16 protein-coding genes are annotated in these 17,405 nt (G+C 64.2%); 6 read left to right on the forward strand and 10 right to left on the reverse strand.

Features of this window, described 5'->3' with window-relative positions; translation table 11 throughout:
- The first annotated feature begins 19 nt into the window (after nucleotides 1–19).
- From AC0L30_RS03280 to AC0L30_RS03300, 5 genes are all read left to right on the forward strand, one after another.
- A complete protein-coding gene (locus tag AC0L30_RS03280; protein ID WP_007603660.1) occupies nucleotides 20–607 on the forward strand; it encodes an NAD(P)H-dependent oxidoreductase in 588 nt (195 codons plus the stop codon).
- Between the two features lie 79 nt (nucleotides 608–686).
- The gene (locus tag AC0L30_RS03285; RefSeq protein WP_354128691.1) at nucleotides 687–2,363 is read left to right on the forward strand and encodes a glutamine--tRNA ligase/YqeY domain fusion protein; all 1,677 of its coding nucleotides are present in this window, start codon (nucleotides 687–689) and stop codon (nucleotides 2,361–2,363) included.
- Nucleotides 2,364–2,371: 8 nt separating this feature from the next.
- Entirely contained in the window at nucleotides 2,372–2,758 is a 387-nt protein-coding gene (locus AC0L30_RS03290; RefSeq protein ID WP_354128690.1) for a YybH family protein, read from the forward strand.
- An 86-nt stretch (nucleotides 2,759–2,844) separates the two neighbouring features.
- Nucleotides 2,845–3,078 (forward strand): DUF2171 domain-containing protein, encoded by a 234-nt coding sequence (locus AC0L30_RS03295; RefSeq protein ID WP_007610829.1) that lies wholly within the window; start codon nucleotides 2,845–2,847, stop codon nucleotides 3,076–3,078.
- A 95-nt stretch (nucleotides 3,079–3,173) separates the two neighbouring features.
- Nucleotides 3,174–5,453 carry a ComEC/Rec2 family competence protein gene (locus AC0L30_RS03300; RefSeq protein ID WP_473403749.1) on the forward strand — a complete coding sequence of 760 codons (2,280 nt, stop codon included), beginning with the start codon at nucleotides 3,174–3,176 and terminating at the stop codon, nucleotides 5,451–5,453.
- 137 nt (nucleotides 5,454–5,590) lie between these two features.
- Here the strand turns inward: AC0L30_RS03300 and AC0L30_RS03305 are convergent, their stop codons facing one another.
- From AC0L30_RS03305 to AC0L30_RS03330, 6 genes are all read right to left on the reverse strand, one after another.
- A complete protein-coding gene (locus AC0L30_RS03305) occupies nucleotides 5,591–6,025 on the reverse strand; it encodes a hypothetical protein (RefSeq protein WP_007590582.1) in 435 nt (144 codons plus the stop codon).
- Nucleotides 6,026–6,477: 452 nt separating this feature from the next.
- Nucleotides 6,478–7,179 (reverse strand): transcriptional repressor LexA, encoded by a 702-nt coding sequence (lexA, locus tag AC0L30_RS03310; RefSeq protein WP_007590583.1) that lies wholly within the window; start codon nucleotides 7,177–7,179, stop codon nucleotides 6,478–6,480.
- 175 nt (nucleotides 7,180–7,354) lie between these two features.
- Entirely contained in the window at nucleotides 7,355–8,566 is a 1,212-nt protein-coding gene (locus tag AC0L30_RS03315) for a molybdopterin molybdotransferase MoeA (RefSeq protein WP_219682183.1), read from the reverse strand.
- Between the two features lie 258 nt (nucleotides 8,567–8,824).
- Nucleotides 8,825–9,016: a hypothetical protein gene (locus tag AC0L30_RS03320; protein WP_007590586.1), complete on the reverse strand. Its 192-nt coding sequence runs from the start codon at nucleotides 9,014–9,016 to the stop codon at nucleotides 8,825–8,827.
- Between the two features lie 168 nt (nucleotides 9,017–9,184).
- Nucleotides 9,185–9,817 (reverse strand): HAD family hydrolase, encoded by a 633-nt coding sequence (locus AC0L30_RS03325; RefSeq protein ID WP_007590587.1) that lies wholly within the window; start codon nucleotides 9,815–9,817, stop codon nucleotides 9,185–9,187.
- Between the two features lie 8 nt (nucleotides 9,818–9,825).
- Nucleotides 9,826–10,959 carry an alpha-hydroxy acid oxidase gene (locus AC0L30_RS03330; RefSeq protein WP_354128689.1) on the reverse strand — a complete coding sequence of 378 codons (1,134 nt, stop codon included), beginning with the start codon at nucleotides 10,957–10,959 and terminating at the stop codon, nucleotides 9,826–9,828.
- Nucleotides 10,960–11,265: 306 nt separating this feature from the next.
- Between AC0L30_RS03330 and AC0L30_RS03335 the strand changes: the two genes are divergently transcribed.
- On the forward strand, nucleotides 11,266–12,603 hold the full coding sequence (locus AC0L30_RS03335) for a S41 family peptidase (protein WP_007590590.1): 1,338 nt from the start codon (nucleotides 11,266–11,268) through the stop codon (nucleotides 12,601–12,603).
- A 75-nt stretch (nucleotides 12,604–12,678) separates the two neighbouring features.
- On the opposite strand, the gene AC0L30_RS03340 is transcribed toward AC0L30_RS03335, so the two are convergent.
- From AC0L30_RS03340 to AC0L30_RS03355, 4 genes are all read right to left on the reverse strand, one after another.
- Nucleotides 12,679–12,810 (reverse strand): hypothetical protein, encoded by a 132-nt coding sequence (locus tag AC0L30_RS03340; protein WP_256375787.1) that lies wholly within the window; start codon nucleotides 12,808–12,810, stop codon nucleotides 12,679–12,681.
- 45 nt (nucleotides 12,811–12,855) lie between these two features.
- Nucleotides 12,856–13,716: a DMT family transporter gene (locus tag AC0L30_RS03345; protein WP_035992605.1), complete on the reverse strand. Its 861-nt coding sequence runs from the start codon at nucleotides 13,714–13,716 to the stop codon at nucleotides 12,856–12,858.
- 69 nt (nucleotides 13,717–13,785) lie between these two features.
- Entirely contained in the window at nucleotides 13,786–14,346 is a 561-nt protein-coding gene (locus tag AC0L30_RS03350) for a TetR/AcrR family transcriptional regulator (RefSeq protein ID WP_245285849.1), read from the reverse strand.
- Between the two features lie 172 nt (nucleotides 14,347–14,518).
- On the reverse strand, nucleotides 14,519–17,251 hold the full coding sequence (locus AC0L30_RS03355) for a bifunctional diguanylate cyclase/phosphodiesterase (protein ID WP_473403750.1): 2,733 nt from the start codon (nucleotides 17,249–17,251) through the stop codon (nucleotides 14,519–14,521).
- Between the last annotated feature and the right edge of the window lie 154 nt (nucleotides 17,252–17,405).

The following is a 17,405-nucleotide window of genomic DNA, read 5'->3' on the forward strand; positions in this document are numbered from 1 at the left end:
GGCGCGGGAGATTGTGCCAATGCTAATCCAGGTCGTTCATAGCCATCCGCTCGCGGACAGTTACAACCATGCACTGTTCCATACCATCGTCGAGACGCTGAAAACTCGACACGAAGTGATCGCGACTGACCTTTACCGCGAGGGGTTTTCCCCGGAGATGACCGAGGCGGAGCGGCGCAGCTACTATCACGGCCCCTATGCAGAGGACGCGGTGGCGAGCCTCATCGAGCACGTACGGCGCGTCGACGGCATTATCTTCTGCTTTCCGCATTGGTGGTTTTCGATGCCTGCCATGCTCAAGGGCTATTTCGACCGGGTCTGGGCGCCGGGTACGGCGTTCGCCCACGATCTGAAGGGTGGGCGCATCAAGCCGCTGCTGACCAACATCCGCCTGTTCGGCGTTGTGACGAGCTACGGCTCACCGTGGTGGTTGAGCCGGATCGTCATGCAAGACCCCGGCCGCAAGGTGTTGCTTAGGGCACTGAAACCGATGTGTGGATCCGGCGTTCGGTCGTTCTATTTGGCGCACTACGATATGGATCGCTCCACCTTGGCATCCCGGGCTGCCTTCATCGAGCGCGTGCGTGCCAGAATCGCCGAAGTTTGACCGGACGGTGGGCATGGGGCTTGGCCTAGGGGCTCGAATTTGGCAGAAGGGCCGCTGATTTCCCTACAGGATTTTCGTAATGACAGAACCGGTGGCGAACGAGGTTGGGCGCGATTTCATTCGTGACATCATCCAGGCCGACCTCGATCAGGCCAAATACAAGGAGATCGTGACCCGGTTCCCGCCGGAGCCGAACGGCTATCTCCATATCGGCCACGCCAAGTCGATCGCGCTCAATTTCGGCATCGCCCAGGAGTTTCCGGGCCGCTGCCATCTGCGCTTCGACGACACCAACCCGGTCAAGGAAGAGCAGGAATATATCGATTCCATCCAGGCAGACGTGCGCTGGCTCGGCTTCGACTGGGGCAAGAACCTGTTCTTCGCCTCGGACTATTTCGACCGCCTCTATGAATGGGCGGAGCAGCTGATCCGAGACGGGCTCGCCTATGTCGACGACCAGACCCAGGAGGAGATCCGTCTTGCGCGCGGCACGCTGACCGAGCCCGGCAAGAACTCGCCCTTTCGCGATCGCACCGTGGATGAAAACCTCGACCTGTTCCGCCGCATGAAGGCGGGCGAATTCCCGAATGGGGCGCGCGTGCTGCGGGCCAAGATCGACATGGGTGCGGGCAACATCAATCTGCGCGACCCCGTGCTGTACCGCATCCTGCATGCGCACCATCCGCGCACCGGGACCAAGTGGAGCATCTATCCGAGCTACGACTATGCGCACGGCCAGTCGGACGCGATCGAGGGTATCACGCACTCGATCTGCACCCTGGAATTCGAGGACCACCGGCCGCTCTACGACTGGTTCATCGAGAAGCTGCCGGTGCCATCGAAGCCGCACCAGTACGAATTCGCGCGGCTGAACCTGACCTACACGCTGCTGTCCAAGCGCGTGCTGACCCAGCTCGTCCGCGAGGGCCATGTCGCGGGCTGGGACGATCCGCGCATGCCGACGATGGCGGGCATGCGCCGCCGCGGCGTGCCGCCGGCCGCCCTTCGCGAATTCGTCAAGCGCATTGGCGTGGCGAAAGCCAACAGCGTCGTCGACGTCGGCATGCTCGAGTTCTGCATTCGCGAGGAGCTGAACCGGACGTCACAGCGGCGGATGGCGGTGCTGAAGCCGCTAAAAGTCGTGATCGAGAATTATCCGGAAGGGCAGACCGAGGAGCTCGAGGCGATCAACCATCCGGACGATCCCTCTGCCGGCACCCGGAAGGTCACGTTCGGCCGTGAGCTCTACATCGAGCAGGACGACTTCATGGAGAACCCGCCGAAGAAGTTCTTCCGTCTGTCGCCAGGCAACGAGGTGCGGCTGCGCTACGCCTATTTCGTCAAATGCACCGGCGTGATCAAGAACGATGCCGGCGAGGTGGTGGAGCTGCGCTGCACCTACGATCCCGCGACCAAAGGCGGTAACGCGCCCGATGGCCGCAAGGTCAAGGCCACCATGCACTGGCTGTCGGCGGCGACATCCGTGCCCGCGGAAATCCGCATCTACAACCAGCTGTTTGCCAACCCGAGCCCGGACGCCTCGAATTTCGCGGCCGACCTCAATCCGCAGTCGCTCGAAATTCTCGCTGATGCGCGCGTCGAGGCATCGGTCGCGGAAGGCAATTCGACCGAGGTAATGCAGTTCGAGCGCCAAGGCTATTTCGTGCGCGACAAGGACTCGACGCCGGGCAAGCCGGTGTTTTCGCGCACCATCGGTCTGCGCGACACGTTCGCGAAGGAAGTCGCCAAGGGCTGAGGACGACCATGACCAGCGAAGCCGACGCCGTCGTTTCCGCCATCATCGCCAAATGGAGCGCCGGCTTCGCAACGCTCGACGCCGCGGCACTCTCGTCTCTGTATTCGAAGAACGCCTTCTTCTTCGGCTCCAACCCAAAGCTCTATCGGGGCAGGGATGGCGTCGCAGACTATTTCAACGGCCTGCCGCGCTGGCGCAAGCCGAGCGCGGTCTTCTCCGAGGTGTATGCGGCGCAGGCAGCTCCTGATCTCATCAATATGGCCGCAACCATCTCGTTCGATCTCGCCGGCGAAAGCCCCGATTTCTCGGTCAAGATGAGCTGGGTCATCGTGCGCGAGGATGGCGACTGGAAGATCGTCAATCACCATGCTTCCTCGCAGGCGCCGCTGATCTGAGCAGTGGGCACACGGCATTGTCATTCTCGCGAGAGAGAACGAACGTGCGCCCCACGCGTTGGGCTGGGTCCAACAAGGAGCCCACCATGCAGAACATCGCAGAGCACATGGAAGTCATCGGCGCCGACGGCGTCCATATCGGCACCGTTGACAAGGTCGAAGGCAATCGCATCAAGCTGACCAAGAAGGACAGCGGCGAGGGCAGCCACAAGGGGCATCATCACTTCATCGACAAGGGCCTCGTCGCGGACATCGAGGGCAACAAGGTCCGGCTGTCGGCCAAGGCGGATGTCGCGGTGACGATGGAAGAGGAAAAGTAGCGGTCGCGCCCTTTCGTTCCTGATCCGTACCGCTATCCGCCCGCCTGCACGTTCCGGTAGCTTCGGCCTTCGTTGCGTATCATCGAGTGCAGGGAATGGCGGAGCCGGGCCGGCCGGTACGGTCGCAGGGGATCGCGGGGACGTGGCCCGCGGGCCGCGCCGCGTCCGCGGGCGGCCTCGCGCCTGCAGGCCTCGACCTCTGGACATCGCTGGCCGAGACCTTGCGCGCGTGGCTGCGCGCCGAGGCTGGCGCCGGGCGGCTGTTGCCGTGGGTGCCCGTGGCGTTTGGCTGCGGCATCGCGCTTTATTTCTCGGCAGATCACGAACCTGTGCTGTGGGTCGTAGCCACGACCGCCATCGCGCTCCTGCTTGGCGCGGCTCTGTTGCGGCGGAGCCGGCTGTTCGCCCCGGCCATCATGATCGCGGCGGTCGCGGCCGGCTTTGCCGTCGCGACCTGGAAGACGGCGCGCATCGCTCACCCGGTGCTGGCAAAGTCGCTCTATTCGGTATCGTTGTCGGGCTTCGTCGAAGCCCGCGACATCCGCGAGCGTACCGACAGGTTCGTGCTGCGCGTCACCGCGATGGAGGCGCAGCGCAGCGACGTCAGGCTCGAGCGCGTGCGCCTGTCGGTCCGCAAGGGCACGGCGCCGGAGGTCGGCAGTTTCGTTCAGCTGAAGGCGCGGCTGATGCCGCCGCTCGCGCCGGTGCGGCCCGGCAGCTACGACTTTTCGCGTGACATGTTCTTCCAGGGCATCGGCGCCTCCGGCTTCGCGATGGGCGCAATCACGGTGGCGGCGCCGCCTGAGACCGCCGGCTTGCGGCTGCGTTACGCGGCCTTCATGCAAGGCCTGCGCGATGCGATCGATGCCCGCATCCGGGCGACGCTCGACGGCGACAACCGGGCGATCGCGACCGCGCTGCTCACCGGGCGGCGCGATGCGATCACCACGCCCGTCAACGACGCGATGTTCATCTCCGGCCTCGGCCACGTGCTCTCGATCTCCGGTTATCACATGGCGGTCGTTGCCGGTGTCGTGTTCTTCGCGGTGCGCGCGCTGCTCGCTCTGATCCCCAGACTGGCGGCCGGCTTCGCCATCAAGAAATGGTCGGCCGCCGCCGCGCTGGTCGCCGCTGCGTTCTACCTGCTGCTGTCAGGCGCGGAGGTCGCGACGCAAAGGTCGTTCTTCATGACCGCGGTAGTGCTGATCGCGGTGATGGTCGATCGCCGCGCCATCACCTTCCGCACGCTTGCTGTCGCCGCGCTGATCGTGCTCGCGGTCGCGCCGGAAGCGCTGGTGCATCCGAGCTTCCAGATGTCGTTTGCAGCAACGCTCGGGCTGGTGGCGCTGGTGCAGATCGGCATGCCGAATTTGTTTGCCTCGCCGGACCATTCGGCGACTGCACGCATTGCGATGTGGGGCGGCCGCGAGATCGCGATGCTGTTCATGGCTTCGCTGATTGCGGGACTTGCGACCACACCCTACGCCGCTTTCCACTTCCACCGTGTCACGCCGTTCGGCGTGCTCGCCAATCTCGGCGCGATGCCGGTGGTCTCGGCGCTGGTGATGCCGGCGGGGCTGTTGGGGCTGCTTGCTGCACCGTTCGGGCTGGACAGCGTGTTCTGGTGGCTGATGGGGATCGGCATCGACTGGATGGTCGCGGTCTCGCGCTGGGTCGCAGCATTGCCGGGTGCCGTCGGCCGCATCGCGGCGTTCGGGATCGGGCCGCTGATCGCGGCGAGCCTGGGAATCATCGTGCTGGGCTTGTTGCGGACGCCGCTGCGCTGGTCCGGCGCCCTGGTGCTGCTGGCAGCGATCCTGTGGGGACTGTCGGCGCGGCAGCCCGACATCCTGATCGCCGGGGATGGCGCGAGCGTCGCGGTGCGGGGCAAGGACGGATATCTGCACCTGATCAGGACCAGCAAGGACAGCTTTCTGCTCAAGGAATGGCTCGCTGCCGACGCCGATCCGCGCGATGCCGGCAGAGCCTCGCTGGCTGATGGCGTGTCCTGTGACGAATCCGGCTGCGTGACGCCACTGATCGACGGGAGGCTGGTCGCGCTGGCACTGCGGGTCGACGCTCTCGCCGACGATTGCAGTCGGGCCGCGCTGGTGGTGACGACGCGTCCCGCGCCGCCCGATTGCGCGGCGATGGTGGTCGATCGGCAGCGGCTCGCCAGCCAGAGCGCACTGGCGCTGACGCAGCGTGGTGACGGATTTGTGGTTCAGGTGGTGAGGGCGAGAGGCACGAGCCGCCCCTGGTTGCCGGTCGGCGCCGGCGAGGGTGATTTCGACGGCAGCCTTGCGCCGAAGGCGACCGCGCCCCGCATCAAGGACGCAACGCCGGCGGAGACCGACTTGCAGGCCGACGATTGATCTGATGGTGCGGAGCAACGCAGCGGGTCGGTGCGTCCGCTCGGATTCGCTGGCGCAAACCACACCATCTCGCCGGCCACGGCCGGCGATGGCAATTCAATCCTGACCTCCGACCTCGTAGCCGGAGGGCGGCTGTTTCAGCCGATCGGCAGGTGCGTGACGGTCGGCTGCCTGTCGGCGATGATCTGCGCCTTGTGCTCGCGCTCGATGACCGACTGGGTCACAGGCAGTTGCAGCACGGTCGCGCGCTGGCCTTCGACGAGCTGCGTCACCAGCACAAATTTGCCGTCGGGGAATTCGATCGCGTCATGATGGCGGTCGGGAACGTGCGGATCGATCTTGCCGAACTTGCCCACGCGGGAATTGATGGTCCGCGTCCAGATCCAGCGATTGTCGTAGCGGACGTCGTCTGCGAAGGCGAGCTCCGTTCCCGGCAGCAGGCAGACGGCAACAGACGGATCGGCTGCGGAGGCGAAGCCGCGCGTCGAGGTGCCGCGGAAATTTGTCGTGACGATCGTCTCGCCGACTTCGGCGGGGCGCGACGCGACGGCATGCAGGCTGTAGTCACACATCGGGTGCTCCTCATGCTGGGATAGCAACCCACGTCTCTTATCGAGGCGCAGGCCTCTATCAGAGTTGAAGCACGAAAGCTCTGCTCGGTTGTGGGCAAATCTGCGGCTGGTTTCCGCAAGCCGCGATCACATTATCTTTCCCGAATTCAATAGGAACAAAGAGAGTTGCGATGCATTCGGGAGGCGCATGCGCGAATATTGCCGGCTGGTGCAACGACCTCGATCGCTGCTCGCTGTTTCCTCGCACACTCGAGCCGCGAAGCGGTGCTGTTTCGGTGCTGCTTCTTGGGCGTCGCGAGTAGCCAGCGCCGGAGGAGGGGCCGGATAGTCTGTGCAGAACCAGAAAGACTATCCAGCCGGAGCGGACGATGATCCGCTCCAATCTCTGACCGGCGATGCCGATCGGAAGCGCGCGAGGCGCCAACTTCTCCAGGTATCAAGTACGTCCGGTATCAGTACTTCCGGTAAAGCCCGATCAGCTTGCCCTGAATCTTCACCCGATTGGGCGGCAGGATGCGGACCTCATAGGCAGCGTTGGCGGGCTCGAGCGCGATCGAGGCGCCGCGACGGCGGAAGCGCTTCAGCGTCGCTTCCTCGTCGTCGATCAGCGCCACCACGATGTCGCCGGTATCGGCGCTCTCGTTGCGCTGAATCAGCGCCATGTCGCCGTCAAGGATGCCGGCATCAACCATGGAATCACCGCGCACTTCCAGCGCGTAATGTTCGCCCGAGCCGAGCATGTCGGGCGGTACGCTGATGGTGTGGCTGCGTGTCTGCAACGCCTCGATCGGCGTGCCGGCCGCGATGCGGCCCATCACCGGTACCGCCACGGGGCGTTCGCCCTCGTCCGCGGGCAGGCTGGAGCCCGCACGCACCTTGCCGAGATTGCCCTCGATGACGCTGGGGGTGAAGCCGCGGCGGCTGCCGGCGGCTGCCTGGAGCTCCGGCAGCTTGATGACTTCAATCGCACGGGCGCGGTTGGGCAGGCGTCGGATGAAGCCACGCTCCTCGAGCGCCGTGATCAGGCGATGGATGCCCGACTTCGAGCGCAGATCGAGCGCATCCTTCATCTCGTCGAAGGAGGGCGGCACGCCGCTTTCCTTCAGACGTTCACTGATGAACCGCAGAAGCTCGTATTGTTTGCGCGTTAACATCTCGACCAAAGTCCCCCGGTTGATGTCGTCCGATTCCGAGACGCAGAATTCGGCAATAAGCCGCTACATGCTCGAAACAAATCATGAACGGACACTATATGTTCGATACATGTTCCGCAACTGCTTAATTTACCGTGAACAGAGCAAACTTCGCGGAACGCGCGTTGCGGGGTGCTCAGACGGGGAGCCGCAACACTTCGCAAGCCGTGCCGGCTTCGGCCTTCGGCGCGAATGGTGCGCGCACGAGAAGTACCTGTGCTGCAGCGAGATTCGCAAGCAGCGAAGAGTCCTGATGATTGACGGGAAGAACGACGCGTGTGCCGTCGTCACGCTCCTCCAGATGCGCGCGCAGATAGTCCTCGCGCTGGTCGTTGGCGCCGACGCCGCGGCCGAGCACGGCGCGTTCGCGGCGATGGTGAATCACTGAACGGCCCGACAGGGCGCGAATCAGCGGCACCATGAACAGGAAAGCGCACACGTAGGACGACACGGGATTGCCCGGCAGGCCGATCACACCCATTGCGCCGAGTCGCCCGTGCATCATCGGCTTGCCTGGCCGCATCGCGATCTTCCAGAACGCCATCGCGATGCCTTCGTCCCGCAGTGCCTGCTGGACCAGATCGTGGTCGCCGACCGATGCGCCGCCGGTCGTGATCAGGATGTCGGCGCCGCTCTCGCGGGCGCGGCGGATGCCGGCGGTGGTCGCCTCCAGCGTGTCGGCGGCAATACCGAGGTCGATCGTCTCGGCGCCTTCGCTGCGGGCGAGCGCGTGCAGGGCGTAGCCGTTGGAATAGACGATCTGGCCGTGGCCTGGCGTGGTGCCTGGCATCACCAGCTCGTCGCCGGTGGCGAGAATCGCGACCTTTGGACGCCTGAAAACGACAAGGTGCGGATGATTCATCCCGGCAGCGAGCGCGAGGTCGCGCTCGGTGACACGGCTTCCCTTGCGCAGGAGCACGTCACCCTCGCGGAAATCGACGCCGGCGGGGCGGATGTGCCGACCGGCGATCGCGGCTTCCTTGATCATGATCCGCTTGCCGGCGGCGACCGTGTCCTCCTGGATCACGACGGCGTCCGCGCCACCGGGAACGACGCCGCCGGTGAAGATCCGTACGGCCTCGCCGGCGCCGATCGTCCCGGCGAACGGTCGGCCCGCCGCGACTTCGCCGACCACGGTGAGCTCCGAATCGATCGTCGCGGCATCGGCCGCGCGCACCGCGTAGCCGTCCATCGCCGACATCGCCTGCGGCGGCTGCGTGCGCCGCGCCGCGAGGTCACGCGCGAGCACGCGATGATGGGCCTCGTCGAGGGAAATCATTTCTTCCGGCAGCGGCTCTGCACCCGCCAGCACCGCGGCAAGCGCGTCGGAAACCGGCATCAAGGCCACGGCGAAAACTCCTGCTCGGCACGTTCGGGCGAATGTTCCGCACGTCTTCTAGCCGAGCGCGGGCGCAGAGGCAAAAACCGCTGAGCGGGCACAGTCATCCCGCCGCTTCACATTGTTCCGGAAGGCAGGATCAAGCGCGTCGCGGCATGATGCGAAGAACCTGACAAATCGGCAGGAGAGCGGCCATGGAAGCGACGAAAATCACGGCAAGGAAAATCACGGCAAGGCGAGAACGACGAGCGCCCCGGGCTGCATCGATCAGCTCCCTGCCTGCCCGGGAGTTACGTCGGGCGCCTTGGCTCCCTGGTCTTTGTCGGGCAGCGGATCGGCCTGGGATTTCAGGTCGGCGGCCTTGCTCACAAGCTTGGCGGAAAGGTCCGAATCTGAAGTTGTCCTGGCGAATTCAAGAAGAAGAGAGGCCTGCTTGGTGAGGTAGGTTTTGCCCAGCACGATGATGCATCCGTCCGTAGAAGTCCCAACGGACTCTAAGAGTCCGGAAGGCGGTATTCCGTTCCCGGAACTCTGTACAAAAATGCACAAAGTGATCGGGTTCCTCAATTTCTCAAAATTGGTCCCGGCGGGCGGTGCCGCCGTGGGTTTCGCGACACCGACTCCTCGTCAAATGCCCAATGCCTTCAATGCGTTCCCGACGTCACGCGGCGAGGTCACATGCACCGCCGTCAAGCCGCGCGCCCGCGCTCCCTCGATGTTTTCGGCAAGATCATCGAAGAACACGATGCGCCCGGCGGGCACGCCGATCGCCGCAACGACGTGGTCGAAGGCCTCCGCATCCGGTTTGCGCAAGCCGATGCTGGACGACAAATACAGCTCGCGGAAATGGCCGAGGAGGTCGGCATATTCCCTCGAGAAATGGTCCACGTGCGGCCGGTTGGTGTTGGAGAAAGCGTAGAGCGGCATCTGCTTCGCTGCCCGCGGCAGCAGCTCGGCGATGTCAGGCATTTCGCCGGCGAAGATCGCGTTCCAGCCTTCCAGGAACTGCGCGTCCGAAATGCCGATTCCGAGCGAGGCTCGCAATGAGGCGAAATAATCCTCATCGCTGATCTTCCCCATCTCGTGCAACCGATAGGCTTCGCTGTCCCGCACATAGCGCGCGACAATGGCTTCGGGCTTGCAGCCGGCATGTCCCGCCCAGCAGGCGATTGCCCTGGAGAAATCGATATCGAGCACCACGCGGCCGAGATCGAACAGGAGCGCATCCGCGCTGCCGGGAGAGAGCGATGTCACCTGCATCCTTTCACTCAGTATCGATATGGCTCGTGGTCGAACAGCGGAAACGCGCTGAACACACTCGGCGCGTTGGTTGCGGTCGCCTGGTGCAGGCAGGATTTGTCGAGCTCGGCGAACGACGTCGCACCCAAGAGGCCGAGGCAGCGCAGCACTTCGTCCTCGAGCAGCTCCAGCATGCGCGCCACGCCGGATTCGCCGGCCGCCGCCAGCGCCCAGCATTGTAGCCGGCCGATGCCGACCAGGTCGGCACCCGCCGCGATCGCCTTGACGATGTCGGTGCCGCGACAGACGCCGCCATCGACCATGATCTTGGCGCGGCCGTTCACGGCATCGACGATCTCGGGCAGCACATGCATGGCGCCGCGACCGTGATCGAGCTGACGGCCGCCATGGTTGGAGACGTAAATCCATTCGACGCCGTGATCGATCGCGATCAGCGCATCCTCTGGCGTCGCGATGCCCTTGAGGATCAGCGGGATCTTGAACTTGTCCTTGATCATCTTCACCGTCCGCCACTCCAGACCCTTCTGGTAATCGCCGCCGGTGGCGCGCAGGCGGCTCTCGCGAACGTAGCGCTTGGCGATGTCACGTTCGCGACGGCTGTAGTGAGCGGTGTCGACGGTCAGGCAGAAGGCGGCGTAGGCGTTCTTCTCGGCCCGGCTGACGACGTCGGCAACGAAGGCGTCGTCGCCGCGCACATAGAGCTGGTAGAGGCGCAGCGCGTCGGGCGCAGCTTCGGCGGTCTTCTCGAGGCCGGGCTCGGACACGGAACTGAGCATGTGCGCCGCACCGAAAGTGCCGCAGGCGCGTGCCACGCTCGCCGCACCATCCGGATCGAAGATCTCAAGCGCGCCGACGGGGGCGAGTACCACCGGCAGGCGCATCTTGCGGCCGAACTGCTCGACCGAGCCGGTGACCTTGCGGACATCGCGCAGCACGCGCGGGCGAAAGGCGATCTCGTCCAGTGCCATGCGGTTGCGACGCATCGTGGTCTCGGTCTCGGCCGCGCCGACGATATAATCCCAGGCATTCTGGTTGAGGTTGGCGCGGGCTTTCCGGACGAATTCATGCAGATTCTGGAACGGCTCGGTGCTGGCGCCGAGCTCGACGTTCCTTTCCGGTTGGATGCGGGGTGCTTCGTTCATTGTTATCCTCCCGAGAATTTGAAGCCTTCCCTCATCGCCTAACCCGTCCGGGGCGCCAAAACCATCCTAAAATGGCATGGCAGCGAGGCGTGGGCCGGCCGGCCGACCCCCGCTGCGCACCAACCGGGTCCTGCAACGTTGCCGAAAGTTTAGGTCCGGACGAAGGGATTTTTACGGTGTACCCGCCGGCGTGGCATCCCGGCCTTGAAGAAACCAGAATGGTATTGTGAGAAGCAGGCTGGATCGCCATTTGCATGGCGGCTCCCCAGCCCCACCGAACCGCGAAGCAAAAAGGCCAGCCTATCCATGCGGAAAACCCTGCTGTTTCCACTGGGCGCGCTCACCGGAGCGTGTCTGACCCTTCTGGTAGCCAGTCCGCACGGCGGCGTATGGGCGGCACGGGCGGCAGCGAGCGCGGATGACGCCTATTCCAAGCTCAATTTGTTCGGCGAAGTGTTCGAGCGGGTGAAGGCGAGCTACGTCGAGAAGCCTGACAATGCCAAGCTGATCGAAGGCGCGATCACCGGCATGGTGACCTCGCTCGATCCGCACTCGCGCTACATGAACGACAAGGCCTGGACCGAGATGCAGGAGACCACCTCCGGCGAGTTCGGCGGGCTCGGCATCGAGGTCACGATGGAGGACGGTCTCGTCAAGGTCGTCTCGCCGATCGACGACACGCCGGCGTCTAAAGCCGGCATCATGTCGGGCGACCTCATCAGCAAGATCGACGGCGATGCGGTGCAGGGCATGACGCTCGAGCAGGCCGTCAACAAGATGAAGGGGCCGGTCGAGACCCAGACCAAGCTCACGATCGTGCGCAAGGGCGCCGACGCCCCGCTCGACGTCGCGATCAAGCGCGAGATCATCCATGTGCGCCCGGTGCGCTTCCACGTCGAGAACGGCGACATCGGCTATATCCGCGTCACCTCGTTCAACGAGCAGACGACCGATGGCCTGAAGAAGGCGATCGCATCGATCTCCAAGGACGTTCCGCCGGAGAAGCTGGTCGGCTATGTGATGGACCTGCGCAACAATCCGGGCGGACTGCTCGATCAGGCCGTGTCGGTGTCGAGCGCGTTCCTGCAGCGTGGCGAGGTCGTCTCGACCCGCGGCCGCAATCCGGAAGAGACCCAGCGCTTCACGGCGCATGGAGGCGACCTCACCAAGGGCAAGCCGCTGGTGGTTCTCGTCAATGGCGGCTCGGCCTCGGCCTCGGAGATCGTGGCCGGCGCGCTGCATGACCACAAGCGCGCCACGCTGATCGGCACGCGCTCGTTCGGCAAGGGCTCGGTGCAGACCATCATTCCGCTCGGCACCGGCAACGGCGCGCTGGCGCTGACCACGGCGCGCTACTACACGCCCTCGGGCCGCTCGATCCAGGCCCAGGGCATCGCGCCCGACATCGAGATCCTCCAGGACGTGCCGGCCGAGCTGAAGGGCCGGATGGACACCATGGCGGAGTCCCAGATGCGCGGTCATCTCCAGGCAGCCGACGGCACCGAGCAGACCGGGTCGCAGTCCTATGTCCCGCCGGAAGCGAAAGACGACAAGGCCCTGCATACGGCCTACGACTTCCTGCACGGCCAAACCGCGAATGCGGTGGCCGCCAAGCCGGCGTCGAGGGCTGCGGTGCCGAACTAGGCCCTCGCCAGTTCCAGAGATCGATCGCCCGGGCGTGGTTGACCGCTCCCGGGCGATTTCGTTTTGGACGCCGTCTCAGCTGGGATTCATGGCCGCAAGGGTGGCCTCGTAGCAGCCATCGCGCTCGGCCCAGCGCAGGGCGCGGTCGCGCTCGACCAGCACTTCGTCGCGGGGATGGACCCGCAGCTCCAGCGGCTGCGTTAACAAGGTCAGCCGCGTGCTGAGAATCTGCCAACGACGCGACTTCCAAGTTCAAATTGGTCGAGCGCTCGGTCTTAGCTGAGTGACAGCGACGCCGGAGATCGCGAGCAGCCCGCCGATCATCAACATTGGGGTCATGCGTTCGCCAAGAAACAACACGCTCGACATCAAGGCGAACACCGGAAGCAGCAAACCGAAGGGCGCGACGCGACCCATGGAGCAACGCCCGATCAGCCAGAACCACAGGCCAAATCCGACAATTCCCCCGATGAAAATCGTATAGGCGAGTGCCAGCCAACCACGTCCATCTGCAGTGACGAGGCTCGCGAGTTGTCCATGTTCAAGGAGCAGCGACATCAACATGACCTGCGGCACCGTGAACAGCGAGGACCATCCCATCAACATCAGGGGATCAAAAGGGCCGTAGCGTTTCGTCAGGACATTGGACACCGCGAATGCGAAGGCTGCCCCGACCACGAGCAGCAGTGGAAGCGCGTTTGCGGACGGGCCGGGCCCCGCTGCCAGCACGACCACGCCGACAAATGCAAGCACCACTCCAGCGGACGTGGTGAGAGACGGCCGCTCCGCGAGCAGCGGCCAGGCCAGCAGGACGGTGAAGGGCGTGGCGAGTTGAATTGCGACGGCCGACATGCTTCCCGAGCCGAGGCCGAGGCCAACATAGAAGAGCCCGAAGTTCAGTCCGCCAAGGAAAAACGAAATCGCTGCGATCGGGCCAAACTGTTGACGTGCGGGCCTTTTGACGAAGGGAACAAGCAGCAGCGCGATGGCCAGGAAGCGCAGCGCGAGGAAGAAGAGGGGTGGAAACTCCATAACGCCCACTTTGATGGCCACGAATTGATAACCCCAGAGCAAGGGGACGACCACCGCGCAGACGATCTGAAAGCCGGACATGGTATCGTTCTTTTCAAGACCGTTCGGTCTAGATATAGGCGTGCGAGCAGCGGAAACGTCCATGGTTGTCTACCTGATGAAGCGGTCGAGAAAAGCGTCAACGGTGGCTTGCGAAATGATCCGTGTCGGTGCCGTTTTACCGACCACCCGCAGGCCCTCGACGAAACAGACGAGAATTCGGGCGGCACTCGAAGGCTCGACACCATCGGCCAGCTTGCCCGCTGCCTTCGCACGGGAAAGTGCACCAGCCACCCGAGCCTCCATAGCTTTGAAAAAGCTCCCGATGCGACGATCAATTTCGGCATCACGGCCAGCCAGTTCCATGGCTGTGGCTACCAACAGGCATCCGCGCCGACCATTGGCACCGCTGTTGCGGTCAACATAGCCGGCAAGGTAGGCCCTTAGGCCGTCGATCGGCTCCCTGCGGGGGTCGAGTTCGATATCCATCCGTGTCAAGGCAATGGCAATGTAGCGATCAAGCGCAAGCAGGAACAGCGAGTGCTTGTCGCCGAAAGCGGCGTAGAGGCTGCCCCGCGAGAGCTTCGTCGCACGAAGAAGGTCCGGTAGCGCCGTGGCGTGATAGCCGCGGGACCAGAACACATCCATCGCGCGTTCGACGGCGGATTCCATGTCGAAACTTCGGGGACGGCCACGGGGCAACTGCACAGGGGTTTGGCGGGGCATTGCCGATATATAGACCGAATGGTCTTTAATTTCTAGGGGCGCCACCGCCGTTTGGCCGTCCGCCGATGTTTCTGCTTGGCCTCCCGAGCCGACAATTGCGCCTGTGTGAGTCCAGGCCCTAGCTTGCCTCCCGGCGGCGGCCTTCGTTGCCGCCGCGCTGGGCGAGACGGCCGCGATGAGCTGCGAACAGCTCCAGCACTTTGTCGGCGGGTTTGGCGGCGCTGAACAGATAGCCCTGCATCTCGGAGCAGCCGAGCGCGCGCAGCAACCGCTGCTGCTCCTCGGTCTCGACACCCTCGGCCGTGGTGGTCATGCGGCGGGCAGCCGCGAGATTGACGACCGCCTGCACGATGCTGGAGGAGCCGTCGGGGCCGGCGATGTCGTTGACGAAGCAGCGGTCGATCTTGATCTTGTCGAACGGGAAGCGGTGCAGATAGCTCAGCGAGGAGTAGCCGGTGCCGAAATCGTCGAGCGCGATGCGGACGCCGATGGCGCGGAGTTGATGCAGGATCGCAAGCGCGGTGTCGTCGTCGCGGATCAGCACCGCCTCGGTGATCTCAAGCTCGAGCCGGCTTGCCGGCAAATTGGAGGCGGCAAGCGCTGCCATGATCTTCAGCGCCAGCGTGCCGCTCTTGAACTGCACCGGCGAGACGTTGACGGCGAGGCGGACGTCGTCGGGCCAGTTCGCTGCGTCCCGGCAGGCGGTCGCCAGCACCCATTCGCCGATCTCGTTGATCAGGCCGGTGTCCTCGGCGATCGGGATGAACTCGGCCGGCGAGACCATGCCGCGTTCGGGATGGCGCCAGCGCACCAGCGCCTCGCAGCCGGTGATGCGGTCGTCCTTCAGGCTGAGGCAAGGCTGGTAATACACCTCGAGGCCGCCTTCGAGCCCGCCTTGAGCGATGGCGCGGCGCAGGTCGATCTCGAGCTGCCGCCGCTCGTGGATCTTGGCGTCCATCTCAGGCTCGAAAAAGCGATAAGTGCGGCGCCCGGCGGCTTTAGCGGCGTACATCGCCATATCCGCGTTCTTCAGGATCTGGTCCAGCGCCGTTCCATGTTGCGGCGCCAGCGCGATGCCGATGCTGGCGTCGGTGGCAAGATGATGTCCCATGCAGTCGAACGGCGCGCGGATGGCCTCAAACACCCGCGCGACGAGCTCGTTGACCTGATCCAGCGATGTCACCGCGCTCTGGATGATGGCAAATTCGTCGCCGCCGAGGCGCGCCACGAAGTCTGTCGGACCCGCACACCGGTGGAGGCTCTGCGCGACTGACTTCAGGAGCTCGTCGCCGATGAGATGCCCGAGCGCGTCGTTGACGCCCTTGAACTCGTCGATATCGATGTAGTGCACCGCGAGTTGTTCGCCCCCGGCGACGAGATCGAGTTCCTGACGTAGATGCTCGTGGAACATGGTGCGGTTGGGCAGGTCGGTCAGCGCGTCGTAGTGAGCGAGATGGGTGATGCGCTCCTCGATACGCCGGCGCTCCGTGATGTCCTCATGCGTCGCGACCCAGCCGCCGTCCGTGAGCGGTTCGTTGACGATCTGGATCGAGCGACCGTCGGAGGTCTCGACTACCATGGAATTGCGCACGTGGACGTCGCGCAGGACCCGTGCGACATACTGGTCCACATCGCCGGTGAACGAGCCGGTGGCTCTGCGGTGCGCAATGATATCGTGGAAGCTGCAGCCGGGTCTCACGATTTCGGACGACAGCCCGTACATCTCGATGTAGCGCTGATTGCAGATCACGAGCTGCTGCGATGCGTCGAACAGCAGCAGGCCCTGGGTCATGTTGTTGACGGCGCGGTCGAGACGCTGCTTTTCCAGCGTCAGCCGTTCCCGCGAAAGACGATGCTGCTCCAGGAGCTTGCGTATGATCGCGATCAGCACGCCCGCGATGGCGAGCGCGGAAGAGGCGGCGACCGAGATCAGGATGCCGATCTGCTCGCGCCAGTCCGTCAGGGCCGTCGCGCGCGTCGTGGTGGCCATCATCAGGATCGGGAAGTGAGGCAGGGCGTGTGAGGAAATCAGCCGGTCCTCGCCGTCGACGGGGCTCATGAAGCGGCCGGCAAAATGGTCGAGCCCGAAAACCCTTTGATGCGCGAACGGACCGTTCTTGAAATTCCGCCCCATCAATTCGCTGGAATGGGGATAACGGGCGAGCATCGTGCCGTCCCGGTGCAGCATCGAGATCGTCGTGCTTTCGCCGAGCACGGCGGACTCGAAGAACTTTTCGAAATTTGCCGGCTCGATGCCGCGTCCGACCGCACCCAAGAATTCGCCGTTCGGTCCGACGACCTTGCGCACGATCAGCATGGTCCAGGCGCCGGAGATGCGACTGTAGAGTGGCTCGATCAGGACGTCGGGAGCATCGGGATCGTACCGGAAGGTGCGAAAATAGGCGCGATCGGCAACGTTCACGTTCGGGGCCGGCCATGCCGTCGACGAATTGATCAAATTGCCTTCGGCATCGATGATATTGAGGCCGCCTATGTGGGGTAGTGCATCGATCTTCGAGCGCAGCATCCGGTGGAGGTCCTGGCCGGCGAGGCGCTTGCGATAGTCCGCCGCACTGGTGATGCCGCTCGCGCGGACGTAGTCGACGAAATCCTTCTGGATGACTGCGAAATCCTGCAATTGCTGGTCGAAATGATGGGCCAGCATCAGCACGGTGTTTTCCAGCTCGCGGCCGGAGCTGCGCAGCGCACGTTCGCGGAAATTCTGCGCCATCAGGGTCGCGCCGACCGCGATCGCAGCGATCAGCAGCGTGCCGCCCACCACCAGCCAGCGGATCGGTCCGCTGCGCACGAAGGCCTGGTCAAAAAGGCGACTGCCGAATCCCGTCATCATGATCGATCGTTGTGGTGCACACGTCAGGGTCAATTCTTGGCCCCGGGAACATCCGTCGGTTTACGGGAACGGAGTGGAGGCGAAGTTAGCAAGCTGGGTTAATGCGCCGTGAACGGACGCTCGCAAAAGCAATCAATATGCGGGACGCGAGACG

The sequence above is a fragment of the Bradyrhizobium sp. MI1.11 genome (assembly GCF_055811255.1).

Coding starts and splice junctions, on each gene's coding strand:
- AC0L30_RS03280 (WP_007603660.1), top strand. CDS start 20: ATGCTAATCCAGGTCGTTCATAGCCATCCGCTCGCGGACAGTTACAAC.
- AC0L30_RS03285 (WP_354128691.1), top strand. CDS start 687: ATGACAGAACCGGTGGCGAACGAGGTTGGGCGCGATTTCATTCGTGAC.
- AC0L30_RS03290 (WP_354128690.1), top strand. CDS start 2,372: ATGACCAGCGAAGCCGACGCCGTCGTTTCCGCCATCATCGCCAAATGG.
- AC0L30_RS03295 (WP_007610829.1), top strand. CDS start 2,845: ATGCAGAACATCGCAGAGCACATGGAAGTCATCGGCGCCGACGGCGTC.
- AC0L30_RS03300 (WP_473403749.1), top strand. CDS start 3,174: ATGGCGGAGCCGGGCCGGCCGGTACGGTCGCAGGGGATCGCGGGGACG.
- AC0L30_RS03305 (WP_007590582.1), bottom strand. CDS start 6,025: ATGTGTGACTACAGCCTGCATGCCGTCGCGTCGCGCCCCGCCGAAGTC.
- lexA (WP_007590583.1), bottom strand. CDS start 7,179: ATGTTAACGCGCAAACAATACGAGCTTCTGCGGTTCATCAGTGAACGT.
- AC0L30_RS03325 (WP_007590587.1), bottom strand. CDS start 9,817: ATGCAGGTGACATCGCTCTCTCCCGGCAGCGCGGATGCGCTCCTGTTC.
- AC0L30_RS03330 (WP_354128689.1), bottom strand. CDS start 10,959: ATGAACGAAGCACCCCGCATCCAACCGGAAAGGAACGTCGAGCTCGGC.
- AC0L30_RS03335 (WP_007590590.1), top strand. CDS start 11,266: ATGCGGAAAACCCTGCTGTTTCCACTGGGCGCGCTCACCGGAGCGTGT.
- AC0L30_RS03345 (WP_035992605.1), bottom strand. CDS start 13,716: ATGTCCGGCTTTCAGATCGTCTGCGCGGTGGTCGTCCCCTTGCTCTGG.
- AC0L30_RS03350 (WP_245285849.1), bottom strand. CDS start 14,346: ATGGAATCCGCCGTCGAACGCGCGATGGATGTGTTCTGGTCCCGCGGC.
- AC0L30_RS03355 (WP_473403750.1), bottom strand. CDS start 17,251: ATGATGACGGGATTCGGCAGTCGCCTTTTTGACCAGGCCTTCGTGCGC.